Below are 21,946 nucleotides of genomic sequence, written 5' to 3'. Positions count from 1 at the left end.
GCCAGCGCACCGCAGCGAGCGTTCCGAGGTGAGTGTGATGGCCGACAACCAGCTCTACGACTACAGCCCCATAGTCGAGCGCGAGCCGATCCAGTGGCCGGGCGGCGCCAAGGTCGCCTTCTATGTGGGGCTCAACATCGAGCACTACGAGGTCGACAAGCCGTCGACGTCGACGTTCCCCGGCACCGCGCACCTCACCCCGGACCCGCTGAACTACGGGTGGCGGGACTACGGGCCGCGCGTCGGCTTCTGGCGGACGCTTGAGACCCTCGACAAGCACGGCGTGCGGGCCAGCGTGCTGCTCAACTCCGATGTGGGCGAACGCTATCCGCAGATCATCCGGGCGGGGCGCGAGCGCGACTGGGCCTGGCTCGCGCACGGCAAGAACAACTCGGTCTTCCAGGCGGACATGACGGAGGACGAGGAGCGGAAGTACCTGACGGACGTCGTCGAGACCATCGAGCGGACCACGGGGACGCGGCCGCGCGGGTGGATGGGGCCCGCCCTCACCGAGACGTTCCGGACGCCGCACCTCATCAAGGAACTCGGCCTCGACTACGTCCTCGACTGGACGAACGACGACCAGCCCTTCGACCTGAACGTCCCCGGCATGTTCGGCGTCCCGTACTCCGTCGAACTCAACGACATCAACCTCTTCGTCGGCCACAGCATGACCGGCCCCGACTTCGTCCAGATCGTCAAGGACCAGCTCGACCAGCTGCACGCCGACGCGGAGGCGGCGGACAGCGGGCGCGTGATGGCCCTCGCCCTGCACCCGTTCGTCATCGGGCAGGCGTTCCGCGCCAAGTACCTCGACCAGGCACTGGAGTACGTGGTGAACCACCCGGGCGTGTGGACCACCACGTCGGACGAGATCGCGGAGCACCACCGCGCGGGGCGGGGCTGACCGGCTCCCCCGCCCCGCGCCCCGGTCACACCTTGACGCGCGGCCCCGCGCCCACCGGCTCCCGCACCGGCGGCTCCGTCGCGAGCGCCTCGCCCTCCATGTCCACCCGGGGGACAACGCGCTCCCAGGACCGGGGGAACCACCACGCCGCCCGCCCCGCCAGGGCCATCGCCGCCGGTACGAGCGCCATCCGCACCACGAACGCGTCGACGAGGACACCCACGGCGAGGGCGAAGCCGATGGGCTGGATGATCGGGTCGTCGTCGAAGACGAAGCCCGCGAACACCGAGACCATGATGAGCGCGGCAGCGGTCACGACGCGGGCGCTGTGGCCGAAGCCGCGGACGACCGCGTCGCGGGGCGCGGCCCCGTGCACGTACTCCTCCTTCATCCGGGAGACCAGGAAGAGCTGGTAGTCCATGGCGAGGCCGAACAGCACGCTGATGAGGAGGATGGGCAGGAAGCTCACCACGGGCCCGGTCCTGGGTACGCCCACGAAGTCGGCGAGCCAGCCCCACTGGTAGACGGCGACGACCACGCCGGTGGACGCGGCGATGCTGAGCAGGAAGCCCGCGATGGCCTTCAGGGGGATGAGGACGGACCGGAAGGCGAGGGTGAGCAGGACGGCGGCGATGCCGACGATCACGGCCAGGAACGGCGGCAGGGCGTCCGTCAGCTTCTGGGAGACGTCGATGGCGGCGGCCGTGGTGCCGGTGACGGCGACGTCGGCGCCGGTGGTCTCCTTCCAGTCGGCGCGGTGGTCGCGCAGGTCGGACACGAGCTGCTTGGTGCGGGCGCTGTCGGGTCCGGTCTTCGGCAGCGCGGTGACGACGGCGGTGCCGCTGCGGGCGTCGTACGCGGGCGGCAGGGTCGCCGCGACGCCCGGCATCCGGCCGACCTCGGCGGTGACGCGGGCGACGGCCTGCTTCGGCTTCGGTGCACCGGAGGCGTCGACGACGACGGTGAGGGGGCCGTTGAAGCCCGGCCCGAAGCGTTCGGACACGAGGTCGTAGGCCTGCCGGGCGGAGGTGTGCTCGGCCTGTGAACCGGGGCTGGTCAGGCCGAGGCGCAGATCGGCGGCGGGTACGGCGAGGGCGCCGAGGCCCAGGAGGCCGAGGAGGAGGACGGCGACGGGGCGCCGGGTGACGAGCCGTGCCCAGCGGGTGCCGAAGGTCTCCCGGGGCGGCCGGTCGGCCTCCGGGCCCGTACCTGTACTTGTACCCGTCCTCGTACGACGCCGTCCGGCGATCCGCGTACCGGCGAATCCGAGCAGCGCCGGTACCAGCGTCACCGCGACGAGGACCGCGACGAGCACGGCCGCCGCCGAGGAGAGGCCCATCACCGTGAGGAACGGGATGCCGACGACGGAGAGCCCGGCGAGGGCCGCGACGACGGTGAGCCCGGCGAAGACGACGGCGCTGCCGGCGGTGCCGGTCGCGCGGGCCGCCGCCTCCTGCGGGACCATCCCCTCGGCCAGGTGCTGGCGGTGCCGGGACACGATGAACAGGGCGTAGTCGATGCCCACGGCGAGGCCGATCATCAGGGCGAGGACAGGCGCCGTCGAGATCAGCTCGAAGCTGCCGGAGAGCGCGAAGACGCCCGCGAGGCCGACGCCGACGCCGATCAGGGCCGTCAGGAGCGGCAGCCCGGCGGCGACCACGCTGCCGAAGGTGACGAGGAGGACGACGACGGCCACGCCGAGGCCGATCACCTCGCTGCTGCCCGCCGTCACCGGCGGCACGAAGGCGTCACCGCCGTACTTCACGGTGACCCCGGCGTCCGCCGCCGCGTCGCCCACGGCCTCGCGGACCGCCGACCGGTCGGCGTCCGTGACGTCCGAGACCTTCTCGTCGAAGCCGAGCTGCGCGATGGCGACCCGGCCGTCCGGCGAGACGGCGCGCGCCCCGAACGGCTCGGCGGCGGAGGCGACGGCGGGCACATCGGCGACCCTTTCCACGGCGGCGAGGACGGCCGCGCGGGGCGCGGCGTCGGTGAGCCTGCGGCCCTTGTCGACCGTGAAGACCAACTGCCCGGAGGCGTTGGCCTGTTCCGGGAACGCCCCCTTGATCCGGTCGAGCGTGGTCTGCGCCTCCGTGCCGGGGACCTTGAACTCCTCGCTCGGCCGTTCCGAGAACGCGGCCGCGGCGCCGCCGAGCAGCACAAGCAGCGCCACCCAGGCGACGAGCACCGCCCGGCGGCGTACGAAGGCGAACCGGCCCAGGCGGTACAGGAATGTCGCCATGGGTCCCTCCCTTGGGTCATGGGGTCGGCGGGCCCCTGCGGACCCCTCCCCCACGCACTGTACGCACGACTTGGTCAGGTGACAAAGTCGAGCGACAACGTCGCCCGCCCGAATGGGCCGATCCGGTCGATACGATGGCCCCGTGGCCCACATCCCCGCCGCCGAACGGCGCCCCCAGCTCGTCCAGGCCGCCATCGACCTGATGGCACGCGAAGGCATCGCCGCGGGCAGCACCCGCGCGATCGCCGCGGAGCTCGGCGTGGCCCAGGCGACGGTGCACTACACCTTCGGCACGAAGAAGGAGCTGTACGCGGCGGTCCTCGAGCGGCTCACCGGGGACATCCTGGAGCGGGTGCGGACGGCCGCCCCGGGCGAGGTGTCCTTCGACGGGACCGTGCAGGCCATGGCGCGGGCACTGGGCGCGAGCCTGCGCGAACGCCCCGGCCAGTACCTGCTCATGACCGAGCTGTACGTCCTCGCGCTGCGCGACCCCGACCTGCGCGAGATGGCCGCGGAGCAGCAGCGCGGCCTGGAGGACACGACGGCCGCCCTCGTCACCGAGGTCTCGCGGCGCAGCGGCACCGACCCGGCCGTGGACGCGCGCACGATGGCGCGCTTCTTCCTCGCCGGGTTCGACGGCCTCGCGATGCAGCACCTCACGGCATCGGCACCCGGCGACTCCGGCGGCCCCCTTGAGGCCGACCTCGAACTGCTCGTGGCGTCGTGCCTGGAGCTGGCGTGCAAGGACCCGCGGGGCTGAGGGGCGCGTCCGGACGGGGCGGGGGCGCGTCCGGGCGGGGCAGGGGGCGCGCGTGGCGGGGAATCACTCCCACGGACAAGGGGGTGCGGGTCGCGCCTTCTTGTCGGGTCCGCCCAGGTTCGGGACCGTTGCGTTCATGATGAAGCGAACCACGAGGACGGCCGCCCTGGCGGTGGCGGGCGCCGCGCTGCTCCTGGCCCCGTTCACCACCGGGCACGCCGTCGCGGCCACCGGGGCCCCGGCCGCCGCCAAGTCCCTCGCCGCCTGCGAACACGGCGGCCCCCACACCGACTTCAAGGGCACCAACATCCACATGCGCAACAAGCCCGGCGGGAGCCACGTCGGCTGGGCCAACCAGGGCGACTGCGCGTACTGGTACCAGGCCGACTCGGGCCCACGCGTGCAGTGCCCCGACGGCAGCCACACCGTCGCCTGGCAGCTCGTCCAGAACAAGCGCACCGGCGTCGTCGGTTACGTCTCGGCGTGCTTCCTGGGCTGAACCCCGGCCGCCCGCCTCACCTCGCCCACGTCGGCCGCCATGTGACCGTGCCGTCGTGGGCGAGCCCGGCGGCGGCGAGGTGGTCGCGGAGCACCGCGAGGGCGGGGTGCGGATTGGTGTCGTACCAGAGCAGCGAGTGCGGGTAGACCGGCGTCGGGTCGCGCAGCGGGATCAGGCGCAGGTCGTGCCCGGCGGGCCAGACCAGCGGCGTCCGCTCGCTGAGGAACGTCGCGAGCGTCGTCGACTCCGCGATCGTGTCCAGCAGGTACTCGATGCCGAAGTTCGGGCGTCCCAGCGTCTCGATCACGCACCCGAACGTCGCCGCGAGCGCGTCGTAGTACGCCGCCCACTCCGTGCCCGCCTCGTTCCCCGGCATCCAGATCCGCTGCCCCGCGAGCCGCTCCGGCGCGAGCGCGCTCTCCGCCGCGAACTCGTGCGCGGGCCCCGTGAACAGGTGCATCGGCTCGTCCAGTACGGGCATGGCCTCGATGTGGTCCGGGAGCCGCCGCCCCGGCATGGTCACCGCCCGGAACGTCGCGTCGATCTCCCCCGACTCCAGCGCCGCCACGGCCGCGTCCACGCCGTACAACGTCACGATGTCCAGCTCGACCTCCGGGTGCGCCCGGTGGAAGTCCCGCACCAGACCCGCCGTCGCGACCCTGCGCCCCACCACGTCCACCCGCAGCGCCCGCTTCCCCGGCCGCACCGAGGCCGCCGCCCGCTCCTCCGCGAGGGCCAGCGCCCGGGCGTGCGGCAGGAACGCCTGCCCGTCGATGGTGAGCCGGGCGCCCTGGGGCGTCCGGTCGAACAGCCGCACCCCCAACTCCTTCTCCAGCGCGGCCACCCGCTTGGACACCGCCTGCTGCGTGACCCCGAGATCGACGGCGGCCTCCTGGAACTGCCCGGACTCGGCGGCGGCGAGGAACGTGCGTACAGCGTTGAGATCCACGGCGACAGACTAGGGGCACAACCAGGGGTTGTCCGGCGGGGGCGGGAGGTTGTTTGCCCCGGGGTGGGGTGCCTCGTTTTGATGCCGGTCGGCGGAGGGGATCGCGGCGGCGGATGTGGTGTGCGGCGGTCGTCGGGACGGCGGAGAAGGAGGCTCGGGATGGCGGTCGGGGACGTGCGCGAGCGGGTCCCGCTGGGGCGCGGGTTCCGGTGGCTGTGGGCCGCGTACGCGATCAGCTCCTTCGGCACCCGGTTCGCCTTCGACGCGTTCGCGCTCATCGCGGTGCTCGTCCTGCACGCCGGGACGGGGCAGGTGGCGCTGCTCTCCGCCGCCGGGCTCGCGGTGGGGGCGGCGGTGGCGGTGCCGCTCGGGCCGTGGGTGGAGCACCGACGCAAGCGGCCGGTGATGGTCGCGGCGGACCTGGTCCGGTGCGCGGCCCTGCTCACCGTGCCCACCGCGTACGCCCTCGACCACCTCACCTTCGCCCACCTGCTGGTGGTGGCAGTGACCGTCTCGGCCGCCGACATCGCCTTCGGCGCGGCGGCCGGCGCCTGCCTGAAGGGGCTCGTACCCCCGGAGGGCCTGCTCACCGCCAACGGCCGCCTGGAGTCGACGTCCTGGACGGCGACCGCACTCGGGCCGCCGCTCGGCGGGGCGGCGGTGGGGATGTTCGGGCCGGTGGTGACGGTGGCGGCGGACGCGGTGAGCTATCTGCTGTCGGCGGTGGGGATCCGGGCGATCGGCGGAGGCGAAGGCCGCGCTGCGGCGATGGCGAAGCCTGCGGCCGGGAAAGCGCCCGCGGCCGAGAAAGCGCCCGCAGCCGGGAAAGGGCCCTCCGCCACGACGAGCGGACCGCCCCGCGTCCGCGCCCGCGACCTCGCCGACGGCTGGCGCTTCATCCTCGCCGACCCGGCCCTGCGCCCCCTGTTCCTCAACACCGTCCTGGTCAGCGGCCTGATCATGGCGACGGCCCCGCCCCTCGCCGTCCTCATGCTCGGCCCGCTCGGCTTCGCCCCCTGGCAGTACGGCCTGGCGTTCGCGCTGCCGTGCCTCGGCGGCCTGGTCGGCGCCCGCCTCTCCCCCGCCCTCGTCCGGCGCCACGGCGAACGAGCCGTCCTGCGCACCGCCGGAACGCTCCGCGCCTGCTGGCCCCTCGGCCTGGCGTTCGTCCACCCGGGCCCGACCGGCCTCGCCCTCGTCATGACCGTCGAGTTCGGCCTGATCACCTGCATGGGCGTCTTCAACCCGGTCTACGCCACGTACCGCCTGACCCGAACCCCACCCGACCGCATCACCCGCACCCTCTCGGCGTGGTCCATCACGAGCAAGGCGACGGTCGCGACCCTGACCGCCCTCGGCGGCCTCCTGGCCACCCTCACGACCCCCCGCACGGCGATCACCACGGCAGGACTCCTCAGCCTGGCGACGCCGTTCCTGCTGCCGCGTCGCAGCAGCAGAAGGGACCGCGAGCTGGTGCGAGGCCGTCAGCCGGAGAGTGCCGAGTGAGCGGACACGATGGTGTACGCGGCTTCGGCTCGCCGGCCTTCGGGAGTGTCGGCGGGGGCGTGGGCAAGGAAGTCGCGAGTGGCGCCGGTGAAGTTGATCGCCCCCTCAGTGAGAACAGTGACGTGGTCGGCTTCCTCGGCGAGGTCGGCGACGTCGTGGGTCGACATCAGAACCTGGACCTCGTCGGTGGCGAGGTTGAGGACCAGGTCACGAAACACACGGCGCTGGGTGGGGTCCATTCCGGCGGTGGGTTCATCGAGGAGCAGCACGCGGGCGTCGTGGACGAGGGCTGATGCGACACCGACCCGCCTGAGCTGACCACCGGAGAGCTGCTTGGTCTTCACCTCTGCCCGGTCCTTCATCTCGACCCGCTCGAGGGCGGCGGCAGCAGCGGTCCAGGCATCCGCGCGATTCATGCCTTTGAGCCAGCCGGTGTAAGCGACCTGCTCGCGAGCGGTGAGGCCTGTCATGGCGGTGATCGACTGAGGCATCCAGGCGACTCTGTTGCGGTACTCGCGGGACGTGGACGCCAGGCGCCCCAGGCGTACGGCACCCGCGGCAGGCTGGTGCACGCCTGCGGCCAGCTTCAACAGGGTCGACTTTCCAGCGCCGTTGGGGCCGAGCAGAACCGTGAAGCCGTGGGGTGCGGTGTAGGAGAGCCGGTCGATGATGCGCGGCTTGTTGCGCCCGTAGGCGTAGGACACGTTGTCGAGTTCAACTGGCATGTGAGGGCAGGCCTTTCACGGGGCACGGCGGGCCCGGGCTTGAGCGACCAGGCCGCCGACGAAGACGGTCGAGCAGATGGCGAGGGAGGGGATGCTGGCGGGAGTGTGCAGAGTGACGGCCCAGGGCCAGGGGCGATCGAAGTCCGCGTAGCCGAGGAAGACGATGGCGAACACCCAGCCCACCGGGGCCACCGTGGCGGCCTGGGGGTGCGCGGCTCCGGCGAGCAGCATGACGCCGGTGAGGAAGGCAGTGTTGCGGCCTGCCACGGTCGCCTCGTCCGAGCCGGAGAGGCCACCGACGACGAGGCTTGCCAAGACTGCGGCCAAGACGCACGCCGCGACCAGGAGTGTGTCGAGGCGGCGCACGTTCCGCATAGCCACTTCCTCGGCCTCGACAAGGCGTTGGGCCAGGCTGTGGGCGAGCGTCGACGTGATCACCAGCGGAACGAGCTGGAGCAGGAACACGCGGTTGCCGCCCCCGCTGAGCATGCCGGGGAGTTCGATGGCTCGGTCGTGCGCGACGGAAAGGATCAGCGCGAAGACGACCGTGCCGGGCAGCAGCACGGTCCCCAGGCGCCGGGCCTTGACCCACCAGATCACGACTGCGCCTCCTGCCCCTTGCCGATGCCGCCGAGGCGGCAGGCCTTCGCCTGTTCCTCGTGGAACCACGCCGCCTGACGGCTGGCGGAAAGCTTCGATGCGTCACCCGCGCGCTCCCGTACCTTCGCCAGGACCTGGCCGGGGTTCTCGAAGACACCGCCATACTCCCCCTTGCGCCAGGCCAGATACGGCTTGTCGGCGTCGATGACCGTGGCCGCCCACAGCATCGCGGCGTCGTGGTTGACGACGTAGTCGGCGGAGGGAGCGGACTCGAACGAAACCGGGAAAGCACAGGGGAAAGTGATGCTCGCGCGCAGGACTGCGTAGCGGATGGAGGTCATACCTCCGCCCGACTGCCCGGCTTGCCGGGACAGCGGGAGCCACCACATCGTGTCCGACGAACGCTCGCGGTCCCGGCCGTTGAGGAGGCTGTCGGACACAGTGTCGGGCATACGCACCTTCGCCCCCGCGGCGCGGAGCCCGGTCACGGACTTCACGATCTCCCGGCGCACGGCGTCGAGTCGGTCGACCGCGCCACCGGTCTCTGCCATGCACACGCGCGGGGCACTGCCGGTGCAGCGAGCGGCGGCATGCCCGGCGGTCACAGGGCCATCCGCGATGGCCCACCCCGACGCGACGTTGGCGCACGACGCCATGACCGCCGCAGCAACCACACCGGCTGCACCACGCGTCGCCCACTGCCGTCCGCGCTCCACCCGGATCCAGAACGCTGCCACCGCAGCTGCCAACGCCGCAACGAACAGGAACGGAACGACCATGGTGGCCGCGCCGTACTGCTCACCGAAAGCGAGCGACGTATCCGGCTGACCCGAAACGTGCCGGGGCCACACCGGGTCGTCGTACTTCACCGTTTCGACGATCACGTAGAACACGCCGACGGCCGCCAACGGGGCGGCGATCAGCCGAGGAGCGACATGCCCAAGGGCACACCCGATCACCGCGTACGCACACACGATGCCCATGGCCATGAACAGCGGCGCCAGCGCGGCCGGCGTCGGCAGCAAACGGGTCTCAATCAGCCGCATCACCACGGGCAGCACAAACACCAGCCACCCCGCGGTGACGACCGGCAGCAACGTGTGTGCTGCCACCCGGTACCGGGACCGCCCGGGTGCGAGCTGCCACACCCCGTCCCGCTTCAACCGCCCGCCCTCCCACACGGCAAGGCCGACCGTGATGGCGTACGCGAAGGAGTAGAAGTAGGACAGCGCCGCTTCGACCTCCGCGGGCGCCCAGAGCGGCCCCGAGATGACTTCCTCGTACGAGTCCTCGAAGTGCAGGGCGTAGAAGTAGTAGAAACCGATGATGCCGAGCCACACGGGCGCGGTCCACACCGCGGGGGAGGTGCGCAGTCGGGTGCGAAGGTTCAAGGAAGGAGACCGCTCTGTGAAGAAATGGGGGAAAGCCGGGAAGCCAAACAGCGCTTCCCGGCTCTGCGTCACGTCGAGTCAGCCGTGACTAGTCGGCCTTCGAGACGTCGACGTACACCTTCTTCACCGACACCCGGGCGTGGGTGTACTCGGATCCGTTGAGCTTGGGGATCGTGAAGTACCGATTGTCACCGTTGGAAGAGTGCACGTCCCACTCGCCCCGGGACGTGTGGCCCGAACCCTTGAAGCAGTTCGTGAACCGCTTCGAACCGAGGCTCTTGTCGAGGGCGAACGGGATGGCCTGGTGCAACTGCACGTCGAGGGAACGCCCGGTGGCACCGTCCATCGTGCAGCCAGTGAACTTGATCTCCGTGTAGTCGTTGTCCGCCCAGTGACGGGACTCCTTGTTGCCGGGCCCCCAGCCACCGACCGAGCTGGTGAAGTTCCTGGCCTGGATCCCGCCCTGCTCAGCATCCGGCGCCTGCAGTTCGAACAGCCCGTCCTCATCCGGGCTGACAGTCGACGCGTCGTCGCTGACCTCGGCGCTGTCGCCGACCGGGACGGTGTCGTCCGCAGTGGCAGCGGTGGCGAACAGCGTGCTCGCCGCAAGAGCGCCTACGAGTACGGCTGACGTGCGAGTGAGAATGCGACGACCGGTCGCAACAGTGGTGATGGTCACAGGAGTCCCCCTCCAGAACATACTGTTCGGGCACAGTCGAAATCCCCGCCTTGTGAGCATGGCGTGCCTGCTTGGTGAAGATCATCTAAACGCTCACCCAAGTAACTCGCCGTGATCAAGACCACACCCAGCCGACACGTCATCCAAAGGTGTCTGACGCGGGCTACTTCACCGCCCACTTGATGGGCTCCTTGTAGAAGCCCTGGGAGTACGTCACGTTCTTGACCTTCGACGTCGCCGGAATCAGGTACGGCTCGCACACCGTGCGCTCCTCGTTCTGCTTCCAGATGTCCTCGCTGCCCAGTTCCTTGGCGCCGTTGAGGAGGTTGCAGTCCTTGGGTGTGCTGGCGAGCGTGCCGATGAGGATGAAGCGGGTCGCGGGCGCGCCCGCGTCGGTCTCGGCGCCGATGTCGCCCATCGGCCTGGCCTCCTTGATGGCGGGGCCGCCGACGTGCTTGGCCTTCACGTAGATCCAGGCGATCTTCTTGTCCTTGTACTTCTTCGGGTCGTCCAGCTCCTTGAGGTCCTCGGGCTCGCCGAGGGACACCTTCGTCGGCGTGATCGAGAACTTGCCGGTCTTCTTGTAGCTGGTGATCTCCTGGACCGGGCCCGGCCGGCCCAGCTTGAGGTTCTTCGGCGCCTCGTCGGCGGCCTTCGACGCGCCGGGCTTGCCGCCCTTGTCCGAGTCGCCGTCGGACGAGCCGCACGCGGTCACCGCGAGGGCGGTGATCACACCCACCGCCGTCAGACCGAGAGACCGGTAGTTCCGCCTACCGCGCAGAGTGCTCATGTGTTCCCCGTGGTCCCACGCCGTGTCCGCCACGGCGCTCTGATCATTGCGACCGCCCATGGTGCCCTGTGCGCCCGAACCCGTCGGCCCCGGCCCCCCTCGACGTACGCTCGGTGGTGACAGGCAGGCACGTTCCGGCACGTTCCGGTGGCCGGTGGGAGGAGAACCCCGTGAGCACCCGGCAGATCGAGGGCGGCGCCGACGCGGCGGAGGTGGCGCGCACCGACGCCCTGGCCCGCGAGGTCTTCATCGGCCTCGCCAACAAGTGGGCCATCCTGATCGTCAGCTCCCTCGGCGAGCGCACCCTGCGCTTCACCGAACTGCGCTCCGCCCTCGACGGCGTCAGCCACAAGATGCTCACCCAGACCCTGCGCGGCCTCGAACGCGACGGCGTCGTCCACCGCACCGTCCACCCGACCGTGCCGCCGCGCGTCGAGTACCGGCTCACCGACGCGGGTGTGGCGCTGCTCCGCACCATCGACGGCATGTGCGACTGGACCCATCGGTACATGGCGGAGATCGAGACGGCCCGGAGTCGGTTCGACGCGAGGCAGGGGGAGGCCTTCGGGTAGCGGGGGAGGCTTCGGGTAGCGCGGACCCGTCCCTCGCCGCGCCTCAGAGGATCACGTGCGGCAGGAACCGGGCGTACTCGTCCGTGACAAGCCCCGCCGATTCCCGTATCCCGAGCCCCGCCGCCTCGTCCCCGACGACCCACGCCCCGAGCACCACACGGTTGCCGTCGAAGTCGGGCAGCGGCGCCAACTCCTGGTAGCAGCAAGGCTCTTGGGGTACCGACAGCGGGGCACCCACCTCGTGCACGGTCACGCCCGCACCCTCCCGGCCGAGCAGCGGCTTCGTCACGTACCCCGTCGTCGTGGCGAGTTCGCGCGGCCCGTCCAAGTAGGCGGGCAGCAGGTTCGGGTGTCCGGGATACAGCTCCCAGAGGACCGCGAGCAGCGCCTTGTTGGACAGGAGCATCTTCCAGGCGGGCTCGATCCACAGCGTCGTACCCGTACCGCCGCCGTTGTCGAGGGTCTCCAGGACGTACGGCGCGAAGCGGTCCGTCGTCAGCCACTCCCAGGGGTACAGCTTGAAGCAGGAGCGGATGAAGCGGAGGCGCTTGTCGACGAAGCGGCGCGAGAGCCGGTCCCAGCCGATGTCCTCGACGGCGATGGCGTCCGTGGCGAGGCCCGCCTGCTCGGCGGTCTCACGCAGGTACGCGACCGTCATCAGGTCCTCGCCCAGCTCGTCGCCCGCCGAGTGCGCGAAGTACAGGGGGCTGCCGGGCGGGAGAAGGCGCGCCTGCTCCCTCCAGGCGTCCACGAGACGCTCGTGCAGGGAGTTCCACTGGTCGGCGCCCGGGAAGCGCTCCTCCATCCAGAACCACTGCGGGCTCGCCGCCTCCACGAGGGAGGTCGGGGTGTCCGCGTTGTACTCCAGGAGCTTCGCGGCGCCCGTGCCGTCGTAGCGGAGGTCGAACCTGCCGTACAGGGAGGGGAGTTCGGCGCGTCGGCGCCAGGCCTCGGCGACGAGGGCGGCGAGGCGCGGGTCGGTGATGCCGAGGTCGGCGAGGCGGTCCTCCCGGACCAGGTGGTCGGCCGCCGCGAGGCACATGGTGTGCAGCTCCTCGACGACGTCCTCCAGGGCCTCGACCTCGGGCAGGCTGAAGACGTAGTACGCGGACTCGTCCCAGTACGGGCGCAGTTCGCCGTCGGGGTGGCGGGTCAGCGGGTAGATGAGGCCCTGCTCCTCGACGGTCTGCTGCCAGCCGGGGCGGGGGGTGATGGTGCGGCGTTCCACGGCGCGACGCCCTCGCCGCTCAGCCGCCGCCGGAGCCGGAGCCGGAGCAGCCGAAGCCGTCCCGGTCGACGGCCTCGCTGCGGCTGAAGGTGCCGTCGTCGGCGTAGCCGCGGCTGACGTCGGCGTCGTAGTACCAGTCGGCGTCGCCCTTGCCGTAGGCGCGAGCGCTGCCGCCGCTCCCGCACAACTGGTCGCTGACGACCCGGTACCCGCTGAGCACGTCGTAACTGTCGCGATCCACGCACCGCTTGTCCGGCTCGGAGCCGCAGGACGTGAGGGCGGCGGCGAGGACGCCCATGGAACCGAGGGCGACGGTGCTTGACCGCACCCGCCGCCGCTTCCGTATCTCTTCCGGCATGGCCTTGTCTCTCCCCCGTTGCTCACCACGTTGCGCGTGCGAAACGTATCGACGACGCAGGGTAGATGACCACGCGGCGCGCCCCGCCGACGGGGCGGGCGAGGCTCCCTGATCTACTGTCCTTTCGTGTCTCTTGGGATGATTTGCGCGCTCGGTTCAGCGGTCTGCTTCGGTACGGCCTCGGTGCTCCAGGCGGTCGCCGCGCGCGCGACCGCGCCCGGCACGGGCTCCGGCGTCGACCCGGCCCTCCTCCTGCGTGCGGTACGTCAATGGCGGTACGTCGCCGGGCTCGCCCTCGACGGCCTCGGCTTCCTCCTCCAGATCGTCGCCCTGCGCTCCCTGCCCATCTACACGGTCGGCGCCGCGCTCGCCGCGTCCCTCGCCGTCACGGCGGTGGTCGCGGCGCGGCTGCTGCGGGTGCGGCTCAGCGGAACCGAGTGGGGCGCCGTCGGCGTGGTCTGCGCGGGGCTCGCCATGCTCGGGCTCGCCTCGGGGGCCGAGGGCGACGAGACGGGGTCGACGGGTCTGCGGTACGCGATGCTGGCGGTCGCCGTGGCCGTGCTGCTCCTCGGTGCGGCGGCGGGGCGGCTGCCCGACCGGGGCCGGGCCCTCGCCCTCGGTCTCGGCGCGGGCTGCGGCTTCGGCGTCGTCGAAGTCACCGTCCGCCTCATCGACGGCGTCTCCCCCGGCGCCCTGCTCACCAACCCCGCGGCCTACGCCCTCCTGCTCGGCGGCGGCGCCGCCTTCCTCCTCCTCACCTCGGCCCTCCAACGCGGCTCGGTCACGGCCGCCACGGCAGGCATGGTCATCGGCGAGACGATCGGCCCCGCCCTGGTCGGCGTCGTCTGGCTCGGCGACCGCACCCGCGAGGGCCTGGGCTGGCTGGCGATCCTCGGCTTCGCGGTGGCGGTGGCGGGGGCGCTGGCGCTCGCGCGGTTCGGGGAGGCGCCGGAGGGGGTGGCCGCGGGGGAGGCGTCCGGGGCCGAGCGGTAGCCCTTACGGCAGACACCGTGCGACGCCCGTCACGGACATGGTGCGACGCCCGTCACGGACACCGGTCGGTGTCCGTGACGGGACGCGGACGCGCTTACCGCGGCTCGACCCCTACCACTTCAGGGGGGTCACTCGGAAAGGAACTCGGCAGGCCCGGCAGAGCGATGCTCTTGCTCAGCGCAGCCACCAGGAACTCGACCGCCCCTCCTTCGAAGGTCCACCAGTCGTCGTTCCTGCCGCTCACCACCACGCGCCAGGAAGCCGGGTCCTTGGAGTTCACCTGCCAGTAGAACTGGTCGCCGGACAGGGAAGATCCCCAGCCCAGCAGTCCGCCCTCCGCGGGAAAGGGAACGTAGCCGTGGCTCTCGTCCACGTCGCTCAGGTCCTGGAGGGTTTCCGCGGTCTCGCGGACACCGGAGACGAACGCGCTTTCCTTCCCCGGACTCGGCACCGTCACCCAGAGGAAGTCGTCGAAGACGAGAACCGGGTAGGCGTCCCCCAGCGCGCGGTAGTCGGGAGGCAGCGCCGTGCCCAACTCGTCCTCGATGACCTGCCAGTCCACTCCTCGCTGTCCTTCGGCCCGCCACCGCGTCAACGACGGCACCGTCCGCTCCAGTTCAGCAATGATCAGCATGTCGCCTGCCACCCCGGCTCGTTCTTCACGGTCTTCTGGAACAACAGGCCCTCCCGGGTGTGCGCCGTCATGGTGATGCTGTCCGGTATCCCGTTCTTGTTCGAGTAGTTCAGTCGGCCCGAGTACTGTACCCAGTTGTCCGCCTTGAGCTGCTTCACCATCTTGTTCTCGCAGCGCTTCATTCCGCTCGTGTTCATGCGGCTATAACCGGTGAACAGGTTCTCGGCGCGCCACTCGCCCCGGAACTTGTCACCGATGATGTGGGAGCGGTGATAGATCGGCTTGCCATCGGGTCCCACGTTGTCCGCCGGGTCGGGGAACCCGTGCACACTCACCGATGCCCCGTCGTCACGGTCGCTGCCGACCGGCTTCACATCGCCCGGGCATATCAGTGCCGTCGCACCCTGCGGTCTGTCGTTCCCGTCCAGCGGCTGGTACTGATAGCGCTTCGACCTGGGCTCGTCTTCACACCGCTTCTTGTTGTCGCGGGTGCCGTTGCGTGAACTCCCGTTGGACTCACCGCCGAAGACCGCGCTCGCGGCCTTCTCCACGAAGCTGTCCACGGCCTTGTCCCAGGGGTTCACGTCGATGACCCCGGCGATCCTGAGGGCGCTGAAGGTGAGCCCCACGGGATTGCGCTTCCCGGCCAGCTTCGCGCCGCCCTTCGCGGCCCCCTTGAAGCCGTTCGTCAGGCCCTCCCGCATGCCCTTGAACGTGTTGGTGATGCTGGGGATGCCGAAGTCGTGGCCGTCGTACTCCAGGAACGTGGTGGGGTTGCCGCCCGCGAACGCGTAGCGGTTGCCCGTCAGCGGGTCGGATCCCAGCTCCATGTCCGCCAGCGCCCCGGTGTACATGTCCCGGGTCGTGAAGCGGTTCAGTCCGGGGCTGTAGTCCCGGAACCCCATGTCGTAGGTCCCCGATGCCCCGTCCCAGCGCTTGGAGTTGAAGCGGTACGGGTTGTACGACTCCTTCGTCGGGTCGGTCGCCGTGGGCTTGTCGATGCCGGTGAAGTCGGCGGGGTCGGCGTTGCCGTAGGCCGTGTAGCCGTACGTGGCCTTGGCGTTGCCGTCCTTGTCCGTGAGGGACTCGACGTCCGTGTGGCTGTTGTAGCCGTAGTAGGTGTCCTCCGTCTTGCCGTCGGCGGCGTGCTTGACCTGGGACAGGCGCTCGCCCCAGGGGCTGTACTGGTAGGACTTCGTCAGCTTGCCCGCGACGTCCTCGCTGAGGACCTCCCCGGACATGCCCAGGTAGTTGAAGTCCGTCTTCTTGCCCGCGGAGTCCGTGCGGTTCGCGGTGCGGTCCAGCGGGTCGTAGGCGTACGTCGTGGCCTTCAGGGCGCGCGCCGCACCGTCCGCCTTCTCGTGCCGCGTGACACGGTCGAAGCCGTCGTAGGTGTTCCGCTCCACCACCTGACCGCCGCTCGTCACCGTCTCCTGACGGCCGAAGGGGTCGTACTGGTACCAGGCCTCCGCACCGCCCGATGCCGCCTTCAGGAGCCGGTTGCGGTCGTAGCCGTACGTGGTCGTCTTGCCCTTGACCGTCTGGGAGATGACGTTCGCGTTGTCGTCGTGGACATAGGTCTCCGTCCCGGCCCCGTCCCCGGTGCGGGTCGACTTGGACAGGCGGTCCGCCGGGTCGTAGGCGTACTCCGTGGTGGAGGAGAGGTACTTCGAGGCGTCGTCGGCGTTCATCTTCTTCGCCTCGTCGCGCGCCTTGTTGCCGTTGGGGTCGTAGGCGTAGGTGTGCGAGGAGACAAGGGTGCCGTTCGGCTTCTTCTCCGTCTGGGACTTGAGGGCGCCGTCCAGGTGGTAGGTGTAGTCGACCGTGTTCTTGTTGGCCTTGGTCTCCTGCTTCTTCTCGCCCCGCCAGGTGTAGTCGTACGACGTGGTCTTCGGGGACGTGTCCGACGGCGACTTGCCGACCGACGCCGTCTTCACCAGCTCGCGCAGGTCGTAGGTGTACTTGGCGTACTGGTCGGGGTGCGTGAGCGTCTCCGGCTGCCCGTTCGCGTCGTACGTGTACGACGTGGCCTTCTTCTCCTGGCCCGCCAGCGCCTCCACGACCTTCTCGACCTGGTTCAGGCCCGTGTAGGAGATCGTGTACGCGTCGACCTTCGTGCCGGTGGACTTGTCGTCGATCGAGGTGAGGTTGCCGTTCACGTCGTAGGCGTACGCGAAGCGCTTGCGCTCGGTGTCCGCCGCGGCCGGGGCGTCGCGGACAAGCTTGACCTTCGAGGCGCCCGCGGCCTTCAGCGTGGTGAACTCGTTCCTCTTGTACGCCTTCTTGTCGAGCTTGATCCAGCCCTTGCCGTCACCGGGACGGTCCGCGTACGCCGTGTACGTGCCGGACTTGGGGATCGGCAGCTTCCACCCGGCGCTCCCGCGCTTCTGGGCCGCCTCCCCCAGGACCTCGTTGCGGCCCACCGGAATCCCGTCGTCGTCCAGCGACTTGAGCTTCCCGTCCGGGTAGTGGCCCCAGCGCATGGTGCGGCTCGAGGAGCCCGCGGCCGAGGTGAGCTGGCGGGCGCTCTGCTGGCCGAGCTTGTTGTAGTCGTAGGTCGTGGTGATGTTCCAGGCGTCCTTGGACGACTTCACCCAGCCGTTGTCGTAATACCCGTAGGCCGTGTCGTTGCGGGTCTGCTCGCCCTCGGACGGCGGCATCGAGACCTTCTCGACCCGGCCCACCGCGTCGTACGTCGTCTCCGTCCAGACCTTCCGGTTGTAGCGCGGGTCCTTCGGGTCGTACGGCTGGATCTGCCGCTTGGGGCGGTTGAGTTCGTCGTACGTGGTCTCGGAGACGAAGGCGTCCGGACGGTCGGCGGCCACGCTGCGCGGCGTGAACACCTTGATCCGGTTGCCGACCTCGTCGTAGCCGAACTTCGTCGTGCGGAGCGTCTTGTCCGCGTACGGGACCTCCGTCACGGCGAGCTTGCCGCGCTCGTCGTAGTGGTTCTTGGTGGTGTTGTTCTCCTGGTCGGTCGTCGACACGACCAGGGAGTCCTTGTCGTAGGCCTGCTTGGTGGTGCGCCCGGCCGCGTCCGTGACCGCGACGACCCGGTGGTTCATGTCGTAGTCGGTCTTGGTGGTGTAGTCGTCGGGGTCGGAGGTGGCGTTCTTCTTCGGGTCGATGACGCGGACCGGGTTGCCCACGCCGTCGTACAGGTAGCTGACCTTCTCCTTCTTGGCGTTGGTGACGGCGGTCAGCTGGTAGATCTCGTCGTAGGTGTTCGTGGTGACGTAGTCGTCGGGGGTCGACGGGGTCGCCACGCCCTTCGGCTCCGTCGTCGTGCGCAGGTTGCCCACTTTGTCGTACGTGTAGAGCGTCCTGCGCTCGCCGGACGTGTCCGTGTCCTTGGGCGCGGTGGCCGAGGTGACCTGGTCGGCCTTGTCGTAGACGGCCGTCGACACCGCGTCGTTCGGGGCGGTGGACTTCTCGACGTTGTCGTTCGGGTCGTACACGGGCGCCGGGGTCGTGATGTACTCGCCCGCCGCCTGGTCCTTCGGGACCTTCGAGACCAGCGGGCGGCCGTAGGTGTCGTAGGTCTGGGTGGTCTTCTTGCCCAGCGCGTCGATGGCGGCGGTGACCTGGCCGCGCTCGTCGTACTCGGTCTTCGTGACCTTGCTGAGGGCGTCCGTGGTGGTGCGCGGATAGCCGGACGGCGCGAAGTCCGAGTAGAGGGTGGGGTTGCCGACCGCGTCGGTGGCCTTGGTCAGCTGGCCGTACGCGTCGTAGTCGTACGTCGTCGTGTAGTCGCCGTCCGCGGGGGTCGAGACGCCCTTGGGGTCGGTGACCTTCTTCAGGTTGCCCTTGGCGTCGTGGCCGAACTCCCAGGTCCGGTTCTCCGCGGAGGTCTTCTTCCGCAGGTCGGCGACGTAGCCGTCCTCACGGGTCTGGTACTCGTAACGGGTCGCGTGCGCCGGGGACTTGCCGGGCGCGCAGTCCGCGGCGGGCGGCACGCCGTCCTTGTTCTCCTCCGCCGACCGCTCCCACAGCGGATAGCCGGTCTTCTCGTCGTAGCAGTAGGCCGTCTTGGCGCCGTTGTTCTCCTCCAGGAGCGTGACGTTGTTGTCGCCGTCCCAACTCATCTTCGTATGCTCGGACTTGGCGTTGACGACCTTCACCGGACGGTCGCCGTCGTCGGTCTCATAGGTGGCGGAGTTCCGCTCGGCGTCGGTGACCCGGGTCTCGTCGCCGCCGCCCTGCCGCTTCTTGTACGCGAAGTCCGTCGTGCCGTCGAGGCGGTCCGTGACCGTCTTCGTGGACCAGCGGTAGTCGGTCTCGGCGGTGACCGAGTAGTCGAGTCCTGTGCTGTGGCCGCGCGGGTCGGTGACCTTCGTCAGCTTCGGGTTCTTGGCGCCCTGCGTCGCGTCGTACGTGAACTTGAAGACCTTGGGCTGCGCCGATCCGTCGCCGTCGGTGAGGCGGCCGAGATGGCCCTTCTCGGTGTAGTGGAAGGCGACCTTGCGCCCCGAGACGTCCGTGACCGACTTCAGGTGGTCGTAGATCCTCGGGTTCCAGAGGTCCTTGCCCGAGGCCTTCTCGCCCTTGTCGTCGATGTACTCGTAGGTCGCGTCGCCCGGCCGGTAGTAGTCGAGCTGGAGTGTCGTCCGCGCCGACGGGTCCTTGATCCGGGTGAGGAACTTGACGCGCCGGTTGCCGGAGTCGCGCAGCTCGTACTCGTACGTCTGCGTGTTGCCGTTCTTGTCGACGACCGAGGTCAGATAGCCGTCACAGCCGATCAGGAAGCGGGTGCCGTCCGGGCGGGTCAGCGTCCAGGCGTCCGGCACCTCGGGGTCGACGCCCGGCAGGCACGACGTGCGCGCGCCCTCCTTCGCCTTCAGGCGGTAGTGGTACCCGGGCGAGGGCTGCCACTGCCCGCCGCCGTCCTTCCGGAAGATCTGCTGGGTGCCGTCGCCGTCGACGACGTACGCCTCGCCCGGATTCACGTCCGGGTGGAAGTCGAGCACGGCGCCGAGCCGCAGCGGCCCCGACGCCTGCGCCGACCAGCCGTGGCCCAACTGGCCGTCGGAGGTGTCCTGCGCGTTGTACGTGAAGCGCGCGAAGGTGTTGATGCCGCGGCCCGGGTTGCTGAACGCGTCGTACGACCAGACGGCGTTGCCCGAGCCGACGTTGGACATCAGGGTCGAGCCCGCGCCGGTGTTCTTGCCCGTGTACGCGTGGTACTTCTCCAGGCCGAGCCGGTCCGCCGTCGGGTCCTCGACGGCCGTCGCCTGGGCGAGGCCGCCGATGCCGGGCTTCTGCGACAGCCAGGAGTCGTCGGCCTTGTTGTAGACGTCCCAGGTCAGGGTGAAGCCCGCGCGCCGGTTGCCGTCGACGGGCGGGGCCTTGACCTCGGCCCGCACGGTCGCGGACGCGCCCGCCGCGAGGGCCGGGACGTCCGTGCGCAACTGGTTGTCGCCGGACGTGGCGTCCGAGCCGTCCGGGAACGCCCACCGGTAGCTGAGCTGTCGCTCGCCCGCGGGCCAGGCCGAGGTCGTCGTGTTGGTGACCGTGACCGTCACCGGGTAGGTGTTGCGGGCGGTCATGCGGGTCGGGGTGCCCGGGGCGTAGTAGGTGTCCCAGGGGGTGGGGGTCGCGTAGACGACACCGAGGCGGGCGCGGCCCGGGTCGGCCGCCTCCGCCTTCACCGGCAGACCCTGGCCGGCCTTCGGGTCCTTGAGCCAGCGGCGGGCGAGGGCCGTGGCGTCCCGCGACAGGTCCTTGCCGTTCCCGGCCCGCAGGTGGACCCGGGCGTCGAGGACACGGGCCTTCTTCGGGATCCCCGCCATCGAGAACTCCAGCGCGTCCCGGGCCTTCCCCGCGCCCTTGTCCGCCGCCGTGACGCGGAGGGTGTGGCCCGCCTTCGGTACGCCCACGCGCCGCACCGGTGAGCCCAGCAGCCGGCCGTCCTTGGTCTTCACCAGGACCCGGTACGCGTAGCGGCGCCCGGTCTCGGTGCGGCTCGACTGCGGGGTCGGTGCGGTGGTGGTGTCCCGATGGCGCGTGGTCCCCTTGCCGAGTTCGGCCACCAAGGTCGATGTCGTCGGCCGGAAGTCCGCCTTCGGCGAGCGGTGCAGCTGATAGCCGACGACGTCGCGCCCCTCGGCTCTGGGCCAGGAGAGCTCGGGGCCGGTCGCGCGGACGACCGAGGGGGGCCTGATGGCGGTGGCGCCGTCCGCGCCGTAGGTGACCTTCAGGCGTGGGGAGTTGCGGGGATAGGACCGCTTCGGCGGGTCCTTCGGCGGATCGGCCCGGGGCTCCGGGGCGTCCACCTGTCTCTGTTCCGGTACGGCGTCGGGCTCCGACGCGAAGGCGATGTGCGGCAGCGCCGTGGCGACCACCGCCGAGATGACGAGGGCGGCTAACGGCCCGCGATGACCAGTTCTCACTGTGCCGACTACCTCTCTGCGCTTCCGAATGAGGGCAGCACGGAGTGCCGCCCCGTGGAATTCCAGGAGCAGGGAACGGAAAACTGGGAGGAGTTCTAGACAGGTGTGCGAGCTCGGGTCAACTGGCCGCAGAAGTCCGGCAGTTGACGTCTCATCACGACAAGAGCGGAGATCTCGGCCGTGCCGGGACCCGTCGGTGCCCGGGGGTGCGCGGGCGCGGGGCGGTCAGGCCGTGCCCGTCAGGAGGCGGCGGGTGCGCTCCGGGGCCCACTCGGGGATCTCGGCCAGGAGGTCGGCGAGGGACACGGAGGCCAGGCTGGCGCGCCACGCCGTGTGCGCGTCGGCCATCCTCGCCGCGATGGGGCACGCCGCCCGGCAGTCCTCGGCGGGCAGCGCGCCGCGCCCCTGCTGCCGGATCTCCCGGCATTCGTACGGAGAGGCCGCACCGTCCACCGCCTCGACGATGTCGAGCAGCGTGACCTCGGCCGCCTGCCGCGCGAGCCGGAAGCCGCCCCGCGGGCCGGTCGTCGCGGCCAGGACGCCCGCCTTGACCAGGGGCTGGAGCTGCTTGGCCAGATACGCCTGCGGCACGCCGAAGTGGCCCGCGAGCTGCGCCGCCGACGCGGTCGCCCCCGGCTCCAGCTGCGCCAGCGACGTGGCGCAGTGCAACACCCACTCGGTACTCACAGGCAGCTTCATGGCGCCGAGTCTATCTCGGACATCC

The 21,946-nt window shown here is 70.5% G+C and carries 18 protein-coding genes; 6 read left to right on the top strand and 12 right to left on the bottom strand.

Annotated elements, in window-relative coordinates:
- Nucleotides 1–37: 37 nt before the first annotated feature.
- Nucleotides 38–907: a polysaccharide deacetylase family protein gene (locus OO63_RS20900; protein WP_030360762.1), complete on the top strand. Its 870-nt coding sequence runs from the start codon at nt 38–40 to the stop codon at nt 905–907.
- 25 nt (nt 908–932) lie between these two features.
- Here OO63_RS20900 and OO63_RS20895 read toward each other — a convergent pair whose 3' ends face one another.
- Nucleotides 933–3,149 (bottom strand): MMPL family transporter, encoded by a 2,217-nt coding sequence (locus OO63_RS20895; protein WP_030360761.1) that lies wholly within the window; start codon nt 3,147–3,149, stop codon nt 933–935.
- A gap of 142 nt (nt 3,150–3,291) precedes the next feature.
- On the opposite strand from OO63_RS20895, the gene OO63_RS20890 reads away from it, so the two are divergent.
- The gene (locus OO63_RS20890; RefSeq protein WP_030360760.1) at nt 3,292–3,909 is read left to right on the top strand and encodes a TetR/AcrR family transcriptional regulator; all 618 of its coding nucleotides are present in this window, start codon (nt 3,292–3,294) and stop codon (nt 3,907–3,909) included.
- A gap of 136 nt (nt 3,910–4,045) precedes the next feature.
- A complete protein-coding gene (locus tag OO63_RS20885; protein WP_030360759.1) occupies nt 4,046–4,408 on the top strand; it encodes a hypothetical protein in 363 nt (120 codons plus the stop codon).
- Between the two features lie 16 nt (nt 4,409–4,424).
- On the opposite strand, the gene OO63_RS20880 is transcribed toward OO63_RS20885, so the two are convergent.
- The gene (locus OO63_RS20880) at nt 4,425–5,357 is read right to left on the bottom strand and encodes a LysR family transcriptional regulator (RefSeq protein ID WP_030360758.1); all 933 of its coding nucleotides are present in this window, start codon (nt 5,355–5,357) and stop codon (nt 4,425–4,427) included.
- A gap of 159 nt (nt 5,358–5,516) precedes the next feature.
- Here OO63_RS20880 and OO63_RS20875 point away from each other — a divergent pair, with 159 nt between their 5' ends.
- Nucleotides 5,517–6,863, top strand: a complete 1,347-nt coding sequence (locus tag OO63_RS20875; protein WP_051811036.1) for an MFS transporter — start codon at nt 5,517–5,519, stop codon at nt 6,861–6,863.
- Here the strand turns inward: OO63_RS20875 and OO63_RS20870 are convergent.
- The 5 genes from OO63_RS20870 to OO63_RS20850 all read right to left on the bottom strand — a co-directional run bounded on the left by OO63_RS20870 (nt 6,842) and on the right by OO63_RS20850 (nt 11,048).
- A complete protein-coding gene (locus OO63_RS20870; protein ID WP_030360756.1) occupies nt 6,842–7,588 on the bottom strand; it encodes an ABC transporter ATP-binding protein in 747 nt (248 codons plus the stop codon). The genes OO63_RS20875 and OO63_RS20870 overlap by 22 nt on opposite strands.
- A gap of 15 nt (nt 7,589–7,603) precedes the next feature.
- Nucleotides 7,604–8,188 (bottom strand): hypothetical protein, encoded by a 585-nt coding sequence (locus tag OO63_RS20865; RefSeq protein WP_051811035.1) that lies wholly within the window; start codon nt 8,186–8,188, stop codon nt 7,604–7,606.
- The gene (locus OO63_RS42315) at nt 8,185–9,528 is read right to left on the bottom strand and encodes a hypothetical protein (protein WP_051811034.1); all 1,344 of its coding nucleotides are present in this window, start codon (nt 9,526–9,528) and stop codon (nt 8,185–8,187) included. The genes OO63_RS20865 and OO63_RS42315 overlap by 4 nt, the downstream gene beginning before the upstream one ends.
- A 139-nt stretch (nt 9,529–9,667) precedes the next feature.
- Entirely contained in the window at nt 9,668–10,258 is a 591-nt protein-coding gene (locus OO63_RS42310) for a hypothetical protein (RefSeq protein ID WP_051811033.1), read from the bottom strand.
- Nucleotides 10,259–10,421: 163 nt separating this feature from the next.
- On the bottom strand, nt 10,422–11,048 hold the full coding sequence (locus OO63_RS20850; protein ID WP_157854020.1) for a hypothetical protein: 627 nt from the start codon (nt 11,046–11,048) through the stop codon (nt 10,422–10,424).
- 170 nt (nt 11,049–11,218) lie between these two features.
- Between OO63_RS20850 and OO63_RS20845 the strand changes: the two genes are divergently transcribed.
- Nucleotides 11,219–11,620, top strand: coding sequence for a winged helix-turn-helix transcriptional regulator (locus OO63_RS20845; RefSeq protein WP_030360751.1), 402 nt, complete (start codon nt 11,219–11,221; stop codon nt 11,618–11,620).
- A gap of 43 nt (nt 11,621–11,663) precedes the next feature.
- Here the strand turns inward: OO63_RS20845 and OO63_RS20840 are convergent, their stop codons facing one another.
- Both OO63_RS20840 and OO63_RS20835 read right to left on the bottom strand, forming a co-directional pair.
- A complete protein-coding gene (locus OO63_RS20840) occupies nt 11,664–12,848 on the bottom strand; it encodes a glutathionylspermidine synthase family protein (RefSeq protein WP_030360750.1) in 1,185 nt (394 codons plus the stop codon).
- Between the two features lie 19 nt (nt 12,849–12,867).
- Nucleotides 12,868–13,206: a hypothetical protein gene (locus OO63_RS20835; RefSeq protein ID WP_030360749.1), complete on the bottom strand. Its 339-nt coding sequence runs from the start codon at nt 13,204–13,206 to the stop codon at nt 12,868–12,870.
- A 138-nt stretch (nt 13,207–13,344) separates the two neighbouring features.
- Here OO63_RS20835 and OO63_RS20830 point away from each other — a divergent pair, with 138 nt between their 5' ends.
- Nucleotides 13,345–14,199: a DMT family protein gene (locus tag OO63_RS20830; protein ID WP_030360748.1), complete on the top strand. Its 855-nt coding sequence runs from the start codon at nt 13,345–13,347 to the stop codon at nt 14,197–14,199.
- Between the two features lie 94 nt (nt 14,200–14,293).
- On the opposite strand, the gene OO63_RS20825 is transcribed toward OO63_RS20830, so the two are convergent.
- The 3 genes from OO63_RS20825 to OO63_RS20815 form a co-directional block, all read right to left on the bottom strand.
- Nucleotides 14,294–14,833, bottom strand: coding sequence for a hypothetical protein (locus OO63_RS20825; RefSeq protein ID WP_234311309.1), 540 nt, complete (start codon nt 14,831–14,833; stop codon nt 14,294–14,296).
- Nucleotides 14,827–21,222 carry a DNA/RNA non-specific endonuclease gene (locus tag OO63_RS20820; protein ID WP_157854019.1) on the bottom strand — a complete coding sequence of 2,132 codons (6,396 nt, stop codon included), beginning with the start codon at nt 21,220–21,222 and terminating at the stop codon, nt 14,827–14,829. The genes OO63_RS20825 and OO63_RS20820 overlap by 7 nt, the downstream gene beginning before the upstream one ends.
- 225 nt (nt 21,223–21,447) lie before the next feature.
- A complete protein-coding gene (locus OO63_RS20815) occupies nt 21,448–21,921 on the bottom strand; it encodes an RrF2 family transcriptional regulator (RefSeq protein WP_030360745.1) in 474 nt (157 codons plus the stop codon).
- Nucleotides 21,922–21,946: the final 25 nt, after the last annotated feature.

Source organism: Streptomyces alboflavus (genome assembly GCF_000716675.1).
GTDB lineage: Bacteria > Actinomycetota > Actinomycetes > Streptomycetales > Streptomycetaceae > Streptomyces > Streptomyces alboflavus.
The sequence above is the reverse complement of the archived record's forward strand: the minus strand, read 5'-3'. Positions and strand labels throughout refer to the sequence as shown.